15 protein-coding genes and 3 pseudogenes are annotated in these 13,631 nt (G+C 70.6%); 10 read left to right on the top strand and 8 right to left on the bottom strand.

The genetic code is table 11. The features are described from left to right. Nucleotides 1-323: 323 nt before the first annotated feature. The 3 genes from MXD57_RS30480 to MXD57_RS30470 form a co-directional block, all read right to left on the bottom strand. Nucleotides 324-851, bottom strand: coding sequence for a hypothetical protein (locus MXD57_RS30480; protein WP_250405412.1), 528 nt, complete (start codon nucleotides 849-851; stop codon nucleotides 324-326). Between the two features lie 731 nt (nucleotides 852-1,582). Next, on the bottom strand, nucleotides 1,583-1,870 hold the full coding sequence (locus MXD57_RS30475) for a metal-sensitive transcriptional regulator (RefSeq protein ID WP_250405410.1): 288 nt from the start codon (nucleotides 1,868-1,870) through the stop codon (nucleotides 1,583-1,585). A gap of 129 nt (nucleotides 1,871-1,999) precedes the next feature. Next, nucleotides 2,000-4,321 (bottom strand): SpoIIE family protein phosphatase, encoded by a 2,322-nt coding sequence (locus MXD57_RS30470; protein WP_284506307.1) that lies wholly within the window; start codon nucleotides 4,319-4,321, stop codon nucleotides 2,000-2,002. 377 nt (nucleotides 4,322-4,698) lie between these two features. On the opposite strand from MXD57_RS30470, the gene MXD57_RS30465 reads away from it, so the two are divergent. From MXD57_RS30465 to MXD57_RS30440, 6 genes are all read left to right on the top strand, one after another. After that, nucleotides 4,699-5,397: a YqjF family protein gene (locus MXD57_RS30465; RefSeq protein WP_250405408.1), complete on the top strand. Its 699-nt coding sequence runs from the start codon at nucleotides 4,699-4,701 to the stop codon at nucleotides 5,395-5,397. Between the two features lie 219 nt (nucleotides 5,398-5,616). After that, nucleotides 5,617-7,230, top strand: a complete 1,614-nt coding sequence (locus MXD57_RS31680) for a sensor histidine kinase (protein ID WP_284506306.1) — start codon at nucleotides 5,617-5,619, stop codon at nucleotides 7,228-7,230. A 73-nt stretch (nucleotides 7,231-7,303) separates the two neighbouring features. Then, entirely contained in the window at nucleotides 7,304-7,696 is a 393-nt protein-coding gene (locus MXD57_RS30455; RefSeq protein ID WP_250405406.1) for a roadblock/LC7 domain-containing protein, read from the top strand. A gap of 3 nt (nucleotides 7,697-7,699) precedes the next feature. After that, nucleotides 7,700-8,086 carry a DUF742 domain-containing protein gene (locus tag MXD57_RS30450; protein WP_250405404.1) on the top strand — a complete coding sequence of 129 codons (387 nt, stop codon included), beginning with the start codon at nucleotides 7,700-7,702 and terminating at the stop codon, nucleotides 8,084-8,086. Further along, nucleotides 8,064-8,687, top strand: a complete 624-nt coding sequence (locus MXD57_RS30445; protein ID WP_250405402.1) for a GTP-binding protein — start codon at nucleotides 8,064-8,066, stop codon at nucleotides 8,685-8,687. The genes MXD57_RS30450 and MXD57_RS30445 overlap by 23 nt, the downstream gene beginning before the upstream one ends. Further along, nucleotides 8,650-9,264 carry a GAF domain-containing protein gene (locus tag MXD57_RS30440; RefSeq protein ID WP_250405400.1) on the top strand — a complete coding sequence of 205 codons (615 nt, stop codon included), beginning with the start codon at nucleotides 8,650-8,652 and terminating at the stop codon, nucleotides 9,262-9,264. The genes MXD57_RS30445 and MXD57_RS30440 overlap by 38 nt, the downstream gene beginning before the upstream one ends. Nucleotides 9,265-9,595: 331 nt before the next feature. Here MXD57_RS30440 and MXD57_RS30435 read toward each other — a convergent pair whose 3' ends face one another. The 3 genes and pseudogenes from MXD57_RS30435 to MXD57_RS30425 form a co-directional block, all read right to left on the bottom strand. Then, the gene (locus tag MXD57_RS30435) at nucleotides 9,596-10,300 is read right to left on the bottom strand and encodes a nitroreductase family protein (protein ID WP_250405398.1); all 705 of its coding nucleotides are present in this window, start codon (nucleotides 10,298-10,300) and stop codon (nucleotides 9,596-9,598) included. Between the two features lie 167 nt (nucleotides 10,301-10,467). Beyond that, the gene (locus MXD57_RS30430) at nucleotides 10,468-10,632 is read right to left on the bottom strand and encodes a hypothetical protein (protein ID WP_250405397.1); all 165 of its coding nucleotides are present in this window, start codon (nucleotides 10,630-10,632) and stop codon (nucleotides 10,468-10,470) included. Between the two features lie 218 nt (nucleotides 10,633-10,850). Further along, a pseudogene (locus tag MXD57_RS30425) lies at nucleotides 10,851-11,237 on the bottom strand (transposase); the annotation flags it as partial. Between the two features lie 59 nt (nucleotides 11,238-11,296). Here MXD57_RS30425 and MXD57_RS30420 point away from each other — a divergent pair. After that, nucleotides 11,297-11,722, top strand: a complete 426-nt coding sequence (locus MXD57_RS30420) for an SRPBCC family protein (protein WP_250405395.1) — start codon at nucleotides 11,297-11,299, stop codon at nucleotides 11,720-11,722. 27 nt (nucleotides 11,723-11,749) lie between these two features. Here the strand turns inward: MXD57_RS30420 and MXD57_RS30415 are convergent, their stop codons facing one another. After that, nucleotides 11,750-12,007: a transposase gene (locus tag MXD57_RS30415; RefSeq protein ID WP_250405393.1), complete on the bottom strand. Its 258-nt coding sequence runs from the start codon at nucleotides 12,005-12,007 to the stop codon at nucleotides 11,750-11,752. A gap of 365 nt (nucleotides 12,008-12,372) precedes the next feature. On the opposite strand from MXD57_RS30415, the gene MXD57_RS30410 reads away from it, so the two are divergent. Next, nucleotides 12,373-12,837 carry an allene oxide cyclase barrel-like domain-containing protein gene (locus tag MXD57_RS30410; protein WP_250405391.1) on the top strand — a complete coding sequence of 155 codons (465 nt, stop codon included), beginning with the start codon at nucleotides 12,373-12,375 and terminating at the stop codon, nucleotides 12,835-12,837. Nucleotides 12,838-12,879: 42 nt separating this feature from the next. On the opposite strand, the pseudogene MXD57_RS30405 reads toward MXD57_RS30410, so the two are convergent. Then, nucleotides 12,880-13,079: pseudogene (locus tag MXD57_RS30405) on the bottom strand (IS256 family transposase); the annotation flags it as partial. Between the two features lie 7 nt (nucleotides 13,080-13,086). Between MXD57_RS30405 and MXD57_RS30400 the strand changes: the two are divergent. Beyond that, nucleotides 13,087-13,299 carry a hypothetical protein gene (locus MXD57_RS30400; RefSeq protein WP_250405414.1) on the top strand — a complete coding sequence of 71 codons (213 nt, stop codon included), beginning with the start codon at nucleotides 13,087-13,089 and terminating at the stop codon, nucleotides 13,297-13,299. A 29-nt stretch (nucleotides 13,300-13,328) separates the two neighbouring features. After that, a pseudogene (locus MXD57_RS30395) lies at nucleotides 13,329-13,631 on the top strand (transposase); the annotation flags it as partial.

Genomic DNA, 13,631 nt, shown 5'->3' with positions numbered 1-13,631 from the left:
AGGCTGTCGGGATGCGCGACGCGTGCGGGCGACGTCGGCCCGGACCGGCCCGGTGCGGAGCCGGGGCGCGGCGCCGCGAGCGCGGGACCGGCCTGTATGAGGGTGCCGGTGAGCGCGGCGCAGACCACCAGGGCGGCCGGCGGCGCGAGTCTGTGTCTTGTTGCTCTCAAGAGAGTGTCCCCGTATTTCCCCGTGCTGATGTGGAGTTGTGCTGCTGAGCTGTGCTGTCGGGCGAAGGGGCCGCACCGGCTGGAGGCGAACTGGTCACGTCGGCCCACCTGTACGGCGTGGAGCACCCTGGCCCGGAGCGAGAGGGGCCTGTGTCAGCCGTGGACGAGCGGAGAGCCCGTCAGTTCCTTGGTGAAGGCCCCGTGCCCGTCGCCCTCGATGTCGTAGACGATCGTGGCGTCGGTCGACCAGAACAGCTCACCGTCGTAGACCGGCGACGGAGCGACGCAGTTGTTCGCGGGCTCGTCCAGGAACCAGGTGTAGTTGTCGTTGACGAGCTTGGTCAGGTCGCAGGTCTTGCTGGTGACGACGTGGTCCTCGCCGGTCTTGGTGAGACGCTCCTCCACCCGGCTCGTGATCTTGAAGCTGGTGAACCGCTTGGAGTTGTCGATGACCTGGTCGTCGAGGATCTGCCAGTACGTCATCGACCGCGTGGTGAGCTTGCCGTTGCGCAGGGCCGCGCTGTTCTCGACGTAGTACTCCGTCTGCGGCTTGCGGCCGGGGAACGCGACGTCGAACGTGGTGGTGGCCTTCGTCGTCGCGGCGGCGGCGGGGCCGGCGAGAAGCGCGCCGAGAGCGACGGCGGTTGAGGCGATTCCGACGGCGGTCAGCGTTCTGCGCATGGGTGTTCCTCACTGGTGGGTCCGGATTACGACCTCGTGGAGGTGCCGCCGCTTCCGCCGCGCCGACGCGGCACGCGCGTGCGCGAACCCGGCCGCGCCCACGCGCTCCCGTTCGCCCGGTGCGTGGGCGGGCAGGGGTGGGTGCGTGCGCTCTGCCGGCGAGTCGCGGATCGATGGTCCCCGTGGATGGTCGGCGCCCGCGCCGGACGGGTCGGGTCCGGTGCCTGAGATGGGCGCCCGTCACTGTAGGCACACGGGAAACAACGGCAGAAGGGCCGATTCCGACCGTGGCGCAAAGTCGCTCTGTGAAGCGGAGTCCGGGCCAACAGGCCCTGCCACTCGGTGATATGGCCGGTGAGACCGGTCAAGCACCCGGGAAGCGGAAGAAGATGTGAGCCACTCGTGAAGATCGGCAACGGCCGAAAATGGTGTGCTTCCTCATCGGGAGGCAGAGGGGAGGCGGCACGGGCCCTGTGACCGAATTCTCAGGGCCTCGGTCAACCGGGCGCGGCGCGGGCAGCCGGCCTCTCCCCGGAGGACGGCCGCACTCCGCGCGGAATCCGGTGCCGGGCACGGGCGGGGCGTTCCGGACGCCGCCGTTCGCCGGCGCCCCGCGGTTCCCCGTGCCCCGCACGGGGCACCGGGGCGCCGAGGGTGTCCACCAGGGCGACGGGCGGGCCGGCGAACGGGCGGCGCGAGCCGGCTCGGCCGCTTCGTCCGCCCGGCGCCGCTCAGGCCAGCGACAGGAAGAGCTTCTCCAGCCGTGTCCGCATCTGCTCCGGGTCCTCGCCGTCCTTGCGGCCCGCCTCCATGTCGGTGATGCACCTCTGCAGGCCGGTGGCGATGATCGCGAACCCGGCCCGGTCCAGTGCCCGGGACGCGGCGGCGAGCTGCGTGACGACCTCCTCGCAGTCCCGGCCCTCCTCGATCATCCGGATCACGCCCGAGATCTGGCCCTGCGCGCGGCGCAGACGGTTCAGGACGGACTTGAGTTCCGCACCCGCGAGATCCAGTTCCACGATCACTCCTCGAGAAATACCCCTAGGGGTACTGTACGTCCCGGTTCGGTACGCCGTCGACCACCGGGGTGCACAACAGCGACGGCCGCCCCTGTCATCCCGGTGCGCCCCGGGGACCGGAACCGGCTCTCACAGCTTGAGGCTGAACCAGGTGGTCTTGCCCTCGTCGGTGGGGCGTACGCCCCAGTCGTCGGCGAGCGCGCGGACGAGCAGCAGACCACGGCCGGACTCGTCGTCCTCCGCCGCGAGCCGGGGCTGGGGCAGATGCAGACCGCCGTCGCTGACCTCCACGGTCAGGGCGGTGTCCGTGCGGCGCACGTGCACGCCGATCGGGCCCTGGGCGTGCTGCACGGCGTTGGTGAGGATTTCGGAGAGCAGCAGGAGGGCGTCGTCCGCCGTGCGGGTGCAGTCCCAGGCGACGAGCGTCTTGCCCAGGAAGTCGCGGCCGGTCCGGACGGACTGGGCGGCGGCCGGCAGTTCCGTCGCCACCGTGGCCAGCGGAGCCGCGGGGAGCTGGGTCAGCAGCAGCGTGACATCGTCGTGCCCGTCCGCGCCGGGGAGCAGGGTGGACAGGACGTGGTCGGCGGCGGCCTCCAGGTCGGGCGGCGTGTCCGGCAGCTTGTCCAGGGCGGCGATCAGCTCGGTGAGCTGGTCCTCGATGTCGGTGCCCGGCGTCTCGACCAGCCCGTCCGTGTAGAGCACGAGGGTGGCGCCGGGCGCGACCGTGGTGCGGCACTGTTCGTAGATCACACCGCCGACTCCCAGCGGCGCGTTCACGGGTGCCGGGAGCACCCTGGCCTTCCGGCCCGGCGCGGTGACGAGGACCGGCAGATGGCCGGCGGAGCACATCGTCACCTCTCCGGTGTCGGCGGCGATCACCAGGTAGCAGCAGGTGACGAGCTGGTCCGGAACGTCGAGGTCGGCGACGACGCTCTCCAGCGTCTGCATGAGCTGCCGCGGCTGCACACCGGTCTTGGCCAGCGCGTGTGCGGCGGAGCGGAGTTGCCCCATGACGGCGGCGGCCTCGAGGCCGCGGCCCATGACGTCGCCGATCAGCACCCCCACCCGGCCGGCGCCCAGCGGGATCAGGTCGAACCAGTCGCCGCCCACCCCGGCGCCCTGGGTCGCCGGAAGGTAGCGGCTGGCGGTGGCGAGGCCCGGGATGGCGGGCGGTGTGCCCATGAGGCTGCGCTGCAGCGTCAGCGCGATGTGCCGCTGCTGCTCGTACAGCTCCGTCAGCTCGGCCTCGGCCCGCTTGCGGTCGCTGATGTCCCGGACGATCGCGCACGCCCCGACGACCTTGCCGTTGCGGCCCCGGGTCGGCCACAGGGTGACGTCCACGTCCAGCAGCTCCCCGGAGCGCGTGACCCGCAGCGTCTCGAAGTGCTCGACCTTCTCGCCCCGGCGCAGCCGCTTCAGGAGCGCCGTGATCTCGTCCCCGCGTTCGGGCGGCGCCAGCACGGACACGTGCCGCCCCAGCACCTCGTCCGCCGTGAACCCGTACAGCCGCTGGGCCGCGGCGTTCCAGTACGTGATGTGTCCGTCGAGGGTCTTGGCGAGGATGGCGTCCTGCGAGGACTCGACCAGCGCGGCGAGCTCGGTGATGCGCTCCTCGGCGGCCTTGCGTTCGCTGACGTCGCGTACGGCGGCGGAGACGAGGAGGCCGTCGGCGGTCTCGAGGGGGCTGAGGCTGATCTCGACGGGGAACTCGGTGCCGTCCTTGCGCAGTCCGTAGAGGTCGAGTCCGGCACCCATGGGGCGGACCTGCTGGTTGTGGGTGTAGGCGTCGCGGTGTTCGGTGTGGTGGCGGTGGAAGCGGCCGGGGACGAGGAGTTCGACGGGGTGGCCGAGCAGTTCCTCGCGGCGGTAGCCGAAGAGGGCTTCGGTCTGGGCGTTGACCAGGCGGATCAGGCCTTTGTCGTCCACGATGACCATCGCGTCCGGCGCCGCCTCCAGCAGGCCGCGGAACCTTTCCTCGGCGGCCTTGCGTTCGCTGACGTCGCGTACGGCGGCGGAGACGAGGAGGCCGTCGGCGGTCTCGAGGGGGCTGAGGCTGATCTCGACGGGGAACTCGGTGCCGTCCTTGCGCAGTCCGTAGAGGTCGAGTCCGGCACCCATGGGGCGGACCTGCTGGTTGTGGGTGTAGGCGTCGCGGTGTTCGGTGTGGTGGCGGTGGAAGCGGCCGGGGACGAGGAGTTCGACGGGGTGGCCGAGCAGTTCCTCGCGGCGGTAGCCGAAGAGGGCTTCGGTCTGGGCGTTGACCAGGCGGATCAGGCCCTTGTCGTCCACGATGACCATCGCGTCCGGCGCCGCCTCCAGCAGGCCGCGGAACTTCTCCTCGGCGGCTCCCGGACCCGTCGCCCGGCCCGGCGCCCCGCACCGGCAGGGCTGCGGCGGGACCACGCCGGCTGAGTCCAGTGGCCGTGCCGCGGCCAGGTCACTCGTCGTCATCGTTCCCCCAGGCTCGGTATGAGACGCGCCATTCCAGTGCAATCCGCACGGCCACGCGCCGACATGTCGCTTAGTGACACCACACCGCCCGAACCTGTCGTCCCGGATGGGCAGCTTGATCACTCCGTGCGCGCCCGGCCGATCATGGTGGCCCCGAAAGATCCGATGGGTCGCATCTGCAACCTCTTCACGGTCTTGGTGGGAAAAGGTCCGGAAGAACGTTCCGGCGGGCAGGTCCGCGGCCCGCGGGTCCCATGGTGAGCGATACGGCCGCCGGGAGGTCGCATGAACATCGAGGAAGCGCGTTGCGGCGGCCGGCGGCCGGCGCCGGGCACCCGGAACCACTCGGCGCCCTCCCGCCCCGCCCGGTTCACCGGGTGCTGTTCCGCCAGTCGTGGCACGACCTCGTCTTCCTGCACTGGGAGGCGGACCCCTTCGAGGTCGCGCGGCTGCTGCCGTCCGGAACCGCTCCCGATCTCCTCGACGGCCGCACCTACGTCGGCCTCGTCTTCTTCCGCATGTACGGCCTCGCCGTCGGGCGCACACCCCCACTGCCCCACCTGGGCACGTTCACCGAGGTCAATGTGCGCCTCTACAGCCGGGACGCGTGCGGGCGCCGAGGCGTGGTGTTCCGCTCGCTGGACTGCGACCGGCTGCTGCCCGTGCTCGTGGCCCGGGCGGGCTTCGGACTGCCGTACCGCTGGTCGCGCACGTCGCGCCGCTGGCACGGAAACCGGCTGTTGTACCGCACGCGCGGGCGCGGCAGCAGCCGCACCGACGCCCACGTCCGGATCGACGTGGCCCACGAGTCCGTGGCACCACGACCGCTGGACGAGTTCCTGACCTGCCGCTGGGGTCTGCACGAGCGGGTGCTCGGACACACGTACTACCTGCCCAACGCCCACCCGGCCTGGACGTTCCGGCGGTGCGGCCTGCTCGGCTGGGACGCGTCGGTGGTCGCGGCGGCCGGGCTCACACCCCCCGTGGACGAGCCGGTCAGCGTACTGTACGCCCCGGGAGTGCCGGTCCGCTTCGGACCGCCCGTGCGCCTCCCGCCGGGGCGCCCGGGGCACTGACCCGGAGTCCCGTCGTCCGGAACACCGTCCCGCATCCGGCCGGCGGGCCGGGCGTGCCCCCGGACGGCGTCGGGCCGGTCGGCGGTCCCGGTCCGGGCGAGGCGGGCCGCTCGGAAGGGCAACAGATCGATCTCTGTACACGACAGGGGCTGACACGGGGGTCCTGGTGCGCGGTACCGTGCGCGCTCGGCCTGATCTTCGTACTGTCCTGGGACACTTATGCCTGATCCATTCATACCGCTGGGCGACCAGCCGTCGTCGCCCATGCCCTCCCCTGTGACGGCGGAGCCGCGAGCCCGGTCCCTGAGGCGGCGTCTCGTGCTGTGGTCGGTGCTGCCGCCGGGTGTGGTCGCCGTGGCCGGCGCGGTGGCCACCGTACTGGTCGGCGACGGCCACCTGGACGGCGTGCATCCCGGCGCGGTCGCCGGCGGCGTGGTCCTCATCGGCACCATGGCGGCCGGGATCGCGGGCGGGCGGACGTCCGCGCAGGCGCGTGCGGTCACCGAGCACTGGGCGGAACTGTCCCGTGCGGCCGACCGGAACCGGGCCGAGCTGACCGAGCTGACCCGTGCCACAGCCGAGGGCAGGGCCGAACTGCGGTCGCTGTGCGGCCGGTTGCGGACGGGGGAGCCGACGGCGCCGCGCCGGCCGGAACCGCCCGCGCAGAAGGGGCCGGACGAACTCTCCCGACTGGGATCCGAGATCGCCGCTGCCCAGCGTGAGGCGGAGGCCGCCCTGCTGGAGTCCGCCGCCGGTGCGGGCGGCGCGGAACACGCCTCCCAACTGGCTCATTTCGAGGTGTTCGCCAACCTGGCACGTCGGCTGGAGTCCCTGGTGCACCGCGAGATCGGCCTGCTGGACAGCCTGGAGAACGAGGTCGAGGACCCCGATCTCCTGAAGGGGCTGTTCCGGGTGGACCACCTGTCCACCCGGATCCGCCGCTACGCCGAGAACCTGGCCGTGCTCGGCGGCGCGAACACCCACCGGCAGTGGACCCGCCCCGTCGGCCTGACCGACGTGCTGCGTTCCGCGGTGGCCGAGATCGACCAGTACGCCCGAGTCAAGCTGGTCCCTCCCATCGAGGGGACGGTCAGCGGCCACGCCGTGGTCGACGTGGTCCACCTGCTGGCCGAGCTGCTGGAGAACGCGACGGTCTTCTCACCGCCCCAGACCACGGTGCACGTGCGGGTGGAGCCCGTCGCCGCGGGGATGGCCGTCGAGGTCGAGGACCGGGGCCTCGGCCTGTCCGCTGCCGAGCGCGCCCGGATGAACACCGTTCTGGGCGCACCCGACAAGGTCGCCCTCGAGGAACTGCTGCAGGACGGCCGTATCGGCCTGTACGTGGTGTCCGTCCTGGCCCGGCGGCACGACATCGCGGTGCGGTTGCAGACCAACGTCTACGGGGGCACCCAGGCCGTCATGGTGCTGCCCAGCGCACTGCTCGGCACCCAGCCGGCGGCACCGCCGCCCGTGCACAACGCCGCCGGGTCCACCGACGAGGCGACGCACAGCCCCGCGGTGTCCGAGGCGGCGACAGCGACCGTGGTCGCGGACACGCCCATGCCCATGCCCATGCCCGAAGCCGAGGCCGACGTTGTAGCCGACGCCGACGCCGACGCCGACGCCGACGCCGACGCCCAGCCCTCCACGACGCACTCCGACGGCGAGGACGACCGTCCTCAGCTGCCGCAGCGCCGCCGTCAGGAACCTGCCGACCAACCGTCGCACCCCGTTCCCGGCCCAGGCGCCCGCGAGGACATCGCGCACGACCCGGGCCTGATGGCCGCCTTCCAGACGGGACTGCGCAGGGCCGAGGAAGCGGATACTCCCTGATGTCCGGGCCACCCCGCCGGCCCGGACCCCGTCCAGCAAGCCGTTTCCTTACGTCGAAGAGGAGTACACGATCGTGGCGAACGAAGACCTTTCCTGGCTGTTGACCGGCCTGGTGAACCGGGTGCCGCACACCCGAAGCGCCTTGCTGCTGTCCTCGGACGGCCTGGTGAAGGCGGCAGAGGGGCTCGACACCGACGCCGCGGACCAGTTGGCGGCCCTCGCCAGTGGGCTGTACTCGTTGGCGCGCAGCGCCGGCAGGCGCTTCGACGACGGTGGCGACGTGCGGCAGATAGTGACGGAACTCAGCACGTCGCTGCTGTTCGTCTCGTCCGCCGGACACGGCGCGGTCCTGGCGGTCCTGGCCGGGCGCGAGGCGGACGCGGCGGTACTGGGCTATGAGATGGCGATGATGGTCAAGAGCGTGCGCCCGCACCTGGCCACGCCGCCTCGGCATCCGGTGCGGTAGCCGATGACACCGGTCCACCCGGACGGCCCGCTGATGGACGAGGCGGTCGGGCGGCTGGTCCGTCCTTACACCGTGAGCGACGGCCGGACCCGGGCCACGTTCCACTTCACCCTGGTGACCACGGTGCGGGCCACCGGTGTCCAGACGGAGGGCGCCTTCGGCCTGGAGCACGCCCAGGTACTGGCACTGTGCGAGCAGCCTGTGAGCGTTGCCGAGGTCGCGGCTCGGATGCAGGTGCCCGCCGCCGTGGTCAAGGTGCTGCTGTCCGATTTGGCCGAGGGAGGGGCAGTGGTCGCGGGTGACACGCCCACAGCCCCCTCGGACCACTACGCACGACCCGATCGAGATCTCCTGGAAGCGATACGTGATGGCCTCCTCAGACGACTCTGACCCGGCGCCCGCCGAAACCCTGCCGGTGGGCATCAAGGTGCTGATCGCAGGCGGGTTCGGCGTGGGGAAGACCACCTTCGTCAACGCGCTCAGCGAGATCGAGCCGCTCAGTACCGAGGAGGTACTCACCGCGGTCAGCGCCGCCACGGACCGACTCGACGGAGTGGAGAACAAGGCCACGACCACGGTGGCCCTGGACTTCGGGCGGATCACGCTCAGTCCGTCCCACGTCCTGTACCTGTTCGGGACGCCCGGGCAGGAGCGCTTCTGGTTCATGTGGGACGAGCTCTCCGAGGGGGCGCTCGGGGCGATCGTCCTCGCCGACACACGCAGGCTGGAGCACTCGTTCGCGGCGGTGGACTTCTGCGAGCGGCGCGAGATGCCCTTCGTCGTCGCCGTCAACGAGTTCGACGGGGCCCACCGCTACCGTGCCGAGGAGGTGCGGACCGCACTGGACCTCAGGCAGGAGGTCCCGGTGGTGCTGTGCGACGCCCGCGTCCAGAGCTCGGGCACCAGAGTGCTGCTCGCACTGGTTCAGTATCTGCTCACGACAAGGAGTTCCCATGGCAGCGACACCGATCAATCCCTCCTCCGGGCCTGAATCAGTCATCGCCCTGCGCCATCTGCTCCTCCCACCGGCGGACCCGGAGGTACGGGCCCGGTCGGAGCGATTGCGCGAGTTGGGAATCGAAGCCCGTCCGGACGCGGAACTCGACGCCTTCGCACGGGAACTGGCGCGGCGTACCGGCGGCTGCTACGCCGGGGTCAACTTCTTCCTGGACGCCGACCGCCAGTACTTCGCCGGGTTGTACAGCGCCGCTCAGGACATCACGGTGCACTCGGGGCCGCCGTTGCTGGAGGAGCCGGTGCCGGGCCGCGTCATGCCGCGGGACATCGACATGGGTATCTGCCCGCACGTGGTCAAGCGCCGCAAGGCGCTGGTGCTGGAGGACATCCGGGACTTCCCCCGGTTCGCCGGTAACCCCGTGGTCGACGCGATCGGTGTCCACTCCTACCTGGGTGCGCCGCTGATAGACAGCACCGGTGTGGTGCTCGGCACGGTCTGTGTGGTCGACCAGGATCCGCAGCCCTGGGGGCGGAAGGGGCTGGAGACCATCAAGGCCATGGCCGGCGAACTGGTCGCGCGGCTCGAGGAGTCGGCACGGCATCGCGGCTGACCGGTGCCGCCGGACGTGACCTCAGGACGCGGGCGGCCGGAGGCCGCGCCGGCCGACGCGGGGCGGGACCTCCCGCGCCCGCTCCGGCCGGACACACCGAACGGTCGGGCTGTCCGCCGTGGGGCCGGACGGACACGTCGGCCTCGGAGCACCCGCGCGGGCCGGTGCCGGCCGGCGGCGATTCCGGCGCTCACCGCCGCGCTCGCGACACGAGCGACGGCGACGGTCCTCCCAGGCCGTCGGCGACCGGTGTCCACGTCCCCGGTCGCCCGATCGAGGACGGGGACACCGCCCCGGGTGCCCGCACCGGCGGGCACCCGGGGCCGGCCCGTCAGACCTCCACCAGCACCTGGTCCAGGCCCTTCCGCTTCAGGTCCGGCACCTGGCAGTCCGCCGCCGGATAGCCGACCGGGATCACCGCGAACGCCTTCTCGTTCTCGGGCCGTCCCAGCACCTCGGAGAGGAAGCGCATCGGACTCGGCGTGTGGATCAGCGCGGCCAGCCCCGACAGATGCAGGGCGGACAGCAGCATGCCGACCGCGATGCCCACGGACTCGTCCACGTAGTAGTGCTTCCGCCGGGCTCCGTCCTCACCCAGCCAGTACCGCTGCTGGAAGACGACGAGCAGCACCGGGGCGTCCGTGAGGTGCGTCTTCACCGCGTCCGTGCCCAGCGGGCGCAGCGCGGCGAGCCACTCCTCGCCGAGCCTGCCGTCGTACGAGGTCCGCTCCTCGCGCTCGGCTTCCTCGCGGATGCGCCTGCGGATCTCCGGGTCCCGGACCAGGACGAAGGTCCAGGGTTGCTGGTGGGCACCCGACGGTGCCGTGGCGGCGCAGGCGATGGCGTCCCGAACGACCTGCTCCGGCACGGGGTCGGAGGAGAACCGGCGCACCGTGCGCCGCTGCCGCATCAGGTCGCGCAGCTCGGCCGAGCGGCTCAGGGACTCCGCCGGCTCCATGCGCTCTGGGCGGTAGGGGACTGGGCGGTAGGGAGCGCCGTGGACGGGCTCCCAGCGTTCTTCGGTGGTGGCTGTCATGAGGGAGAGTCTGGTGTCCCCGGCCCCGCGATCCAACGGTCGGAAGGAGGGACTTGGGGGCAAGGACGCCCCAGGAGCACGCGGCCCTGTCCGGACCGGACGCTGGCATCCGCCGCTGTCCGGGTTCTGCGCCGGAGCCGGGGGCCACCCGCAGAGCGATGTCGGGATCACCGGACCGGATTCTCGGTGTCCTTGAGCAGCCTGATGGTCTCGGCCCGCGCCTGAACCATGCGGTGGGCCCACGCGGTGGTGCCGACCGGGATCTGCCGAGGGCTCTTCGCCGGGCGCGGCAGCGGTGTTCCGAGGACGCGTGCGTTCATCGCCGGGCGCACGCCGCCGAGCTCCTTCTCCGACTCGCTGAACAGCGACTCGGACGGAGTGCGACGGCGTCCGTGACCGTCAGATGTCCCGGAACGGACCAGTCAACGCCGGGATCAGCAGCGATGGACGGTCATCAGCCGCTGACCTGCGCGAATGCTCTTTCCGTTGTTTCAGGTCACGTCCGCTGGAGTGGTGTATCGACGGCCACTCGGTGATCTCGTCTTTGAGGCTATGCGGTGAGTTCGGTGGGCAGGACGATGTCGTCGGATTCTGACTCGATCGGGTGGAGCTGGGCCTTGGCGAGGAGCTCGCGGCCCATGTAGCGGCGGGCTTCGGTCCACTCGTCGTTCTGCTCGGCCAGGACCGCCCCGACGAGCCGGATGACGGCGGTGCGGTCGGGGAAGATGCCGACCACGTCGGTGCGGCTGCGGATCTCCTGGTTCAGCCGCTCCTGCGGGTTGTTCGACCAGATCTGCCGCCGGATCTCCCGCGGGAAGGCGGTGAAGGCGAGCAGGTCGTGCTGGGCGGCGTCCAAGTGGGCTGCGGCCTTGGGGAACTTGGCCTCCAGCGCGTCCAGGACGTGCCGCATCTGTGCTTGGACCGTGCGCCGATCAGGCGGTCGGCCGTGACTCGCGCGTCAACGTCTGACCTGGCGCAGGCGCAGGCTCACCCTCGGTGACCCTGGAGCGGCGTATCGCCGCCCGCCCCCAGACCGTCTTCTCCTTCTTCACCGACCGCGACAAGTGGCTCTCCTGGATGGGCGCGGACGGCAGCTTCACCTTCGAGCCCGGCGGCGCGTACACCACCAACGTGACCGGCGACAACCAGGCCGCCGGCACGTTCGTGGAGATCGACCCCTACCGCCGTGTCGTGTTCACTTGGGGCTGGGAACACGGCGGGATGCCCGACGTGCCACCCGGCTCCACCACCGTCACCATCGACCTCGAGCCCGACCAGGACGGCACCCTGCTGCGTCTGACCCACACGGGGCTGCCCACCCCCGAAGCCTGCAAGGCACACGAGGAGGGCTGGCAGCACTACACCCAGCGACTGGCCACCCGCGCCCGAGGCGGCGACCCCGGACCGGACGCCTGGCTGTAGGACCGGCAGCCACGTCGGTGACCTCCCTTACCGCCCCTCCGGGACGGCCGGGTCTGGCGTGTGCGCCAAGGTGCGGGGGCGGGGCACGGCAGCCGGCGGCCCGAGGCCGAGCCGCTTGCTCATATCGAGGCGGAACCTACCGCACGGGCTGTCGTTCGACCAGAACAAGGCGGTCAGGCCGCGCCGATCCTCGTCCGGCAGCTTCTTCGCCCACGCCGGCTCGGCCAGCGCCTGCTGCACCATCAGGGTGTCGACGTGCACGAGCGCGGACTGCAGCGTGAGCATCGCGCGGGACGCGGGACTGCTTCTTCATCAGCTTGGCCATGAACCGTTTCGCGGCCTTCGCGTCGCGCACGCCACGAGAATGTCCAGGACGGCGCCGTGCTGGTCAACGGCCCGTCACGGGCACTGCCGCGCGCCTGTTCCCGCTCATCAGGCGTCTCCTTGATCATCGGATCCGCCGTCCATTGGGTACTCCCCGAGAAGGATCCGCACCCTAATTCGAAGACCCTCACTGCCGCAATCGCCCGCCAACGCGCCGTTCGATCTCGCATGCGAACACCCATTCAGCTTTGCGGGCAGGCGGGCGGATCCATTCCGGGATTGGATAGATGCACAACCGACCTCGCCCTACCGGAAGGACGAATCAAGTGAAGGTGTCGCTGGCCTCATCGTCTACAGCAGTGGCCATTCTTACTGTCGCGCTCGGCGCGTCAGCAGCCGTCGCGGGTACTCAACACGACGGAGACCACGAATACCGTGTGGAAAAGATCACCCTCACCACCCAGAATTCCCAGGGAGGGTTCCCCAACAGCACTGCAGACCTTTACGACAAGAAGGGAAGGAAGGTCGGATTCGTCACGACCAACTGCGTCACGGTCGACTCGACCCCCGATCAGACCATCACATGCCACGGTGCCTACGTACTCGAGAAGGGGGAGATCACCTGGCAGAACGCGACTCGTGATCCTTCGCCGCCGTACTTCATCGCCATCACCGGTGGTACGGGCAGGTACTGCGATGCCAGCGGACAGATCCATGTGATCCGAACCGAGGCTGAAGAGGGGGGCGGCCTCTACGAACTGGAAGTCATCAGGGGGCGCGACTGCCGCTGAGCGGGTCTGTCCGGTGAACGGTGGTTCTGGAGTGTCAGAGGTTCAGCGGCGAGCGGCTGAGAGCCGTCCGTCGAAGGTGATGTCGAAGGCGTTGAGAGCGGCCTTCCATCGTTGGGTCCGGCGTTTGTGCCCCTGGCCGGTGGGGTCGAGACTCATGATGGCCATGTAGACGCACTTCAGGCCTGCTCGTTCGGGAAGTGTCCGCGGGCACGGACGGCCTTGCGGATCGGCGCGTTCATACTCGGCGGCTTGCTGCTCGGTCTGGCGGCGCGCGATTTCGCCAGGGACATGACGGGCCGGGCGGCAGAGAGACCGCAGTCGCCCACTGACCAGTTGACACAGGTTCAAAGCAGGAAAATCCGGCGATACTTCGGAATCCGCACGCGCTGCGTTATGGGCGCATTCTGGCTTGCCTGGTTGGGGCTCTTTTTCTACATCCGGGTCGCCGGAGGGACGATCTAGTCAAGCCCATTGCTTACGTGCACAGTTGAAGCGGCAGTTACTTCCCGCACTGGCTTCTCGAACGCCGACGCCGGGCCGAGCAGGCCCTGATCAGCGTCGTGGCCACCGCCTACCTGCTCGGCGTCAGCACGCGCCGGGTCGAGAAACTCGCCGAGTCCCTCGGCGTCACCCAGCTGTCGAAGTCCCAGGTCAGCGCGATGGCCAAGCACCTGGACGAGCAGGTCGCCGCCTTCCGCAACCGCCCCCTGGACGCCGGCCCGCACTCGTTCGTCTGGGTCGACGCGCTCACGCAGAAGGTCCGCGAGGGCGGCCGGATCATCAACGTCCACGCC

This window comes from Streptomyces cellostaticus, from assembly GCF_023630175.1.
GTDB classification, from domain to species: domain Bacteria; phylum Actinomycetota; class Actinomycetes; order Streptomycetales; family Streptomycetaceae; genus Streptomyces; species Streptomyces cellostaticus_A.
The sequence above is the reverse complement of the archived record's forward strand: the minus strand, read 5'-3'. Positions and strand labels throughout refer to the sequence as shown.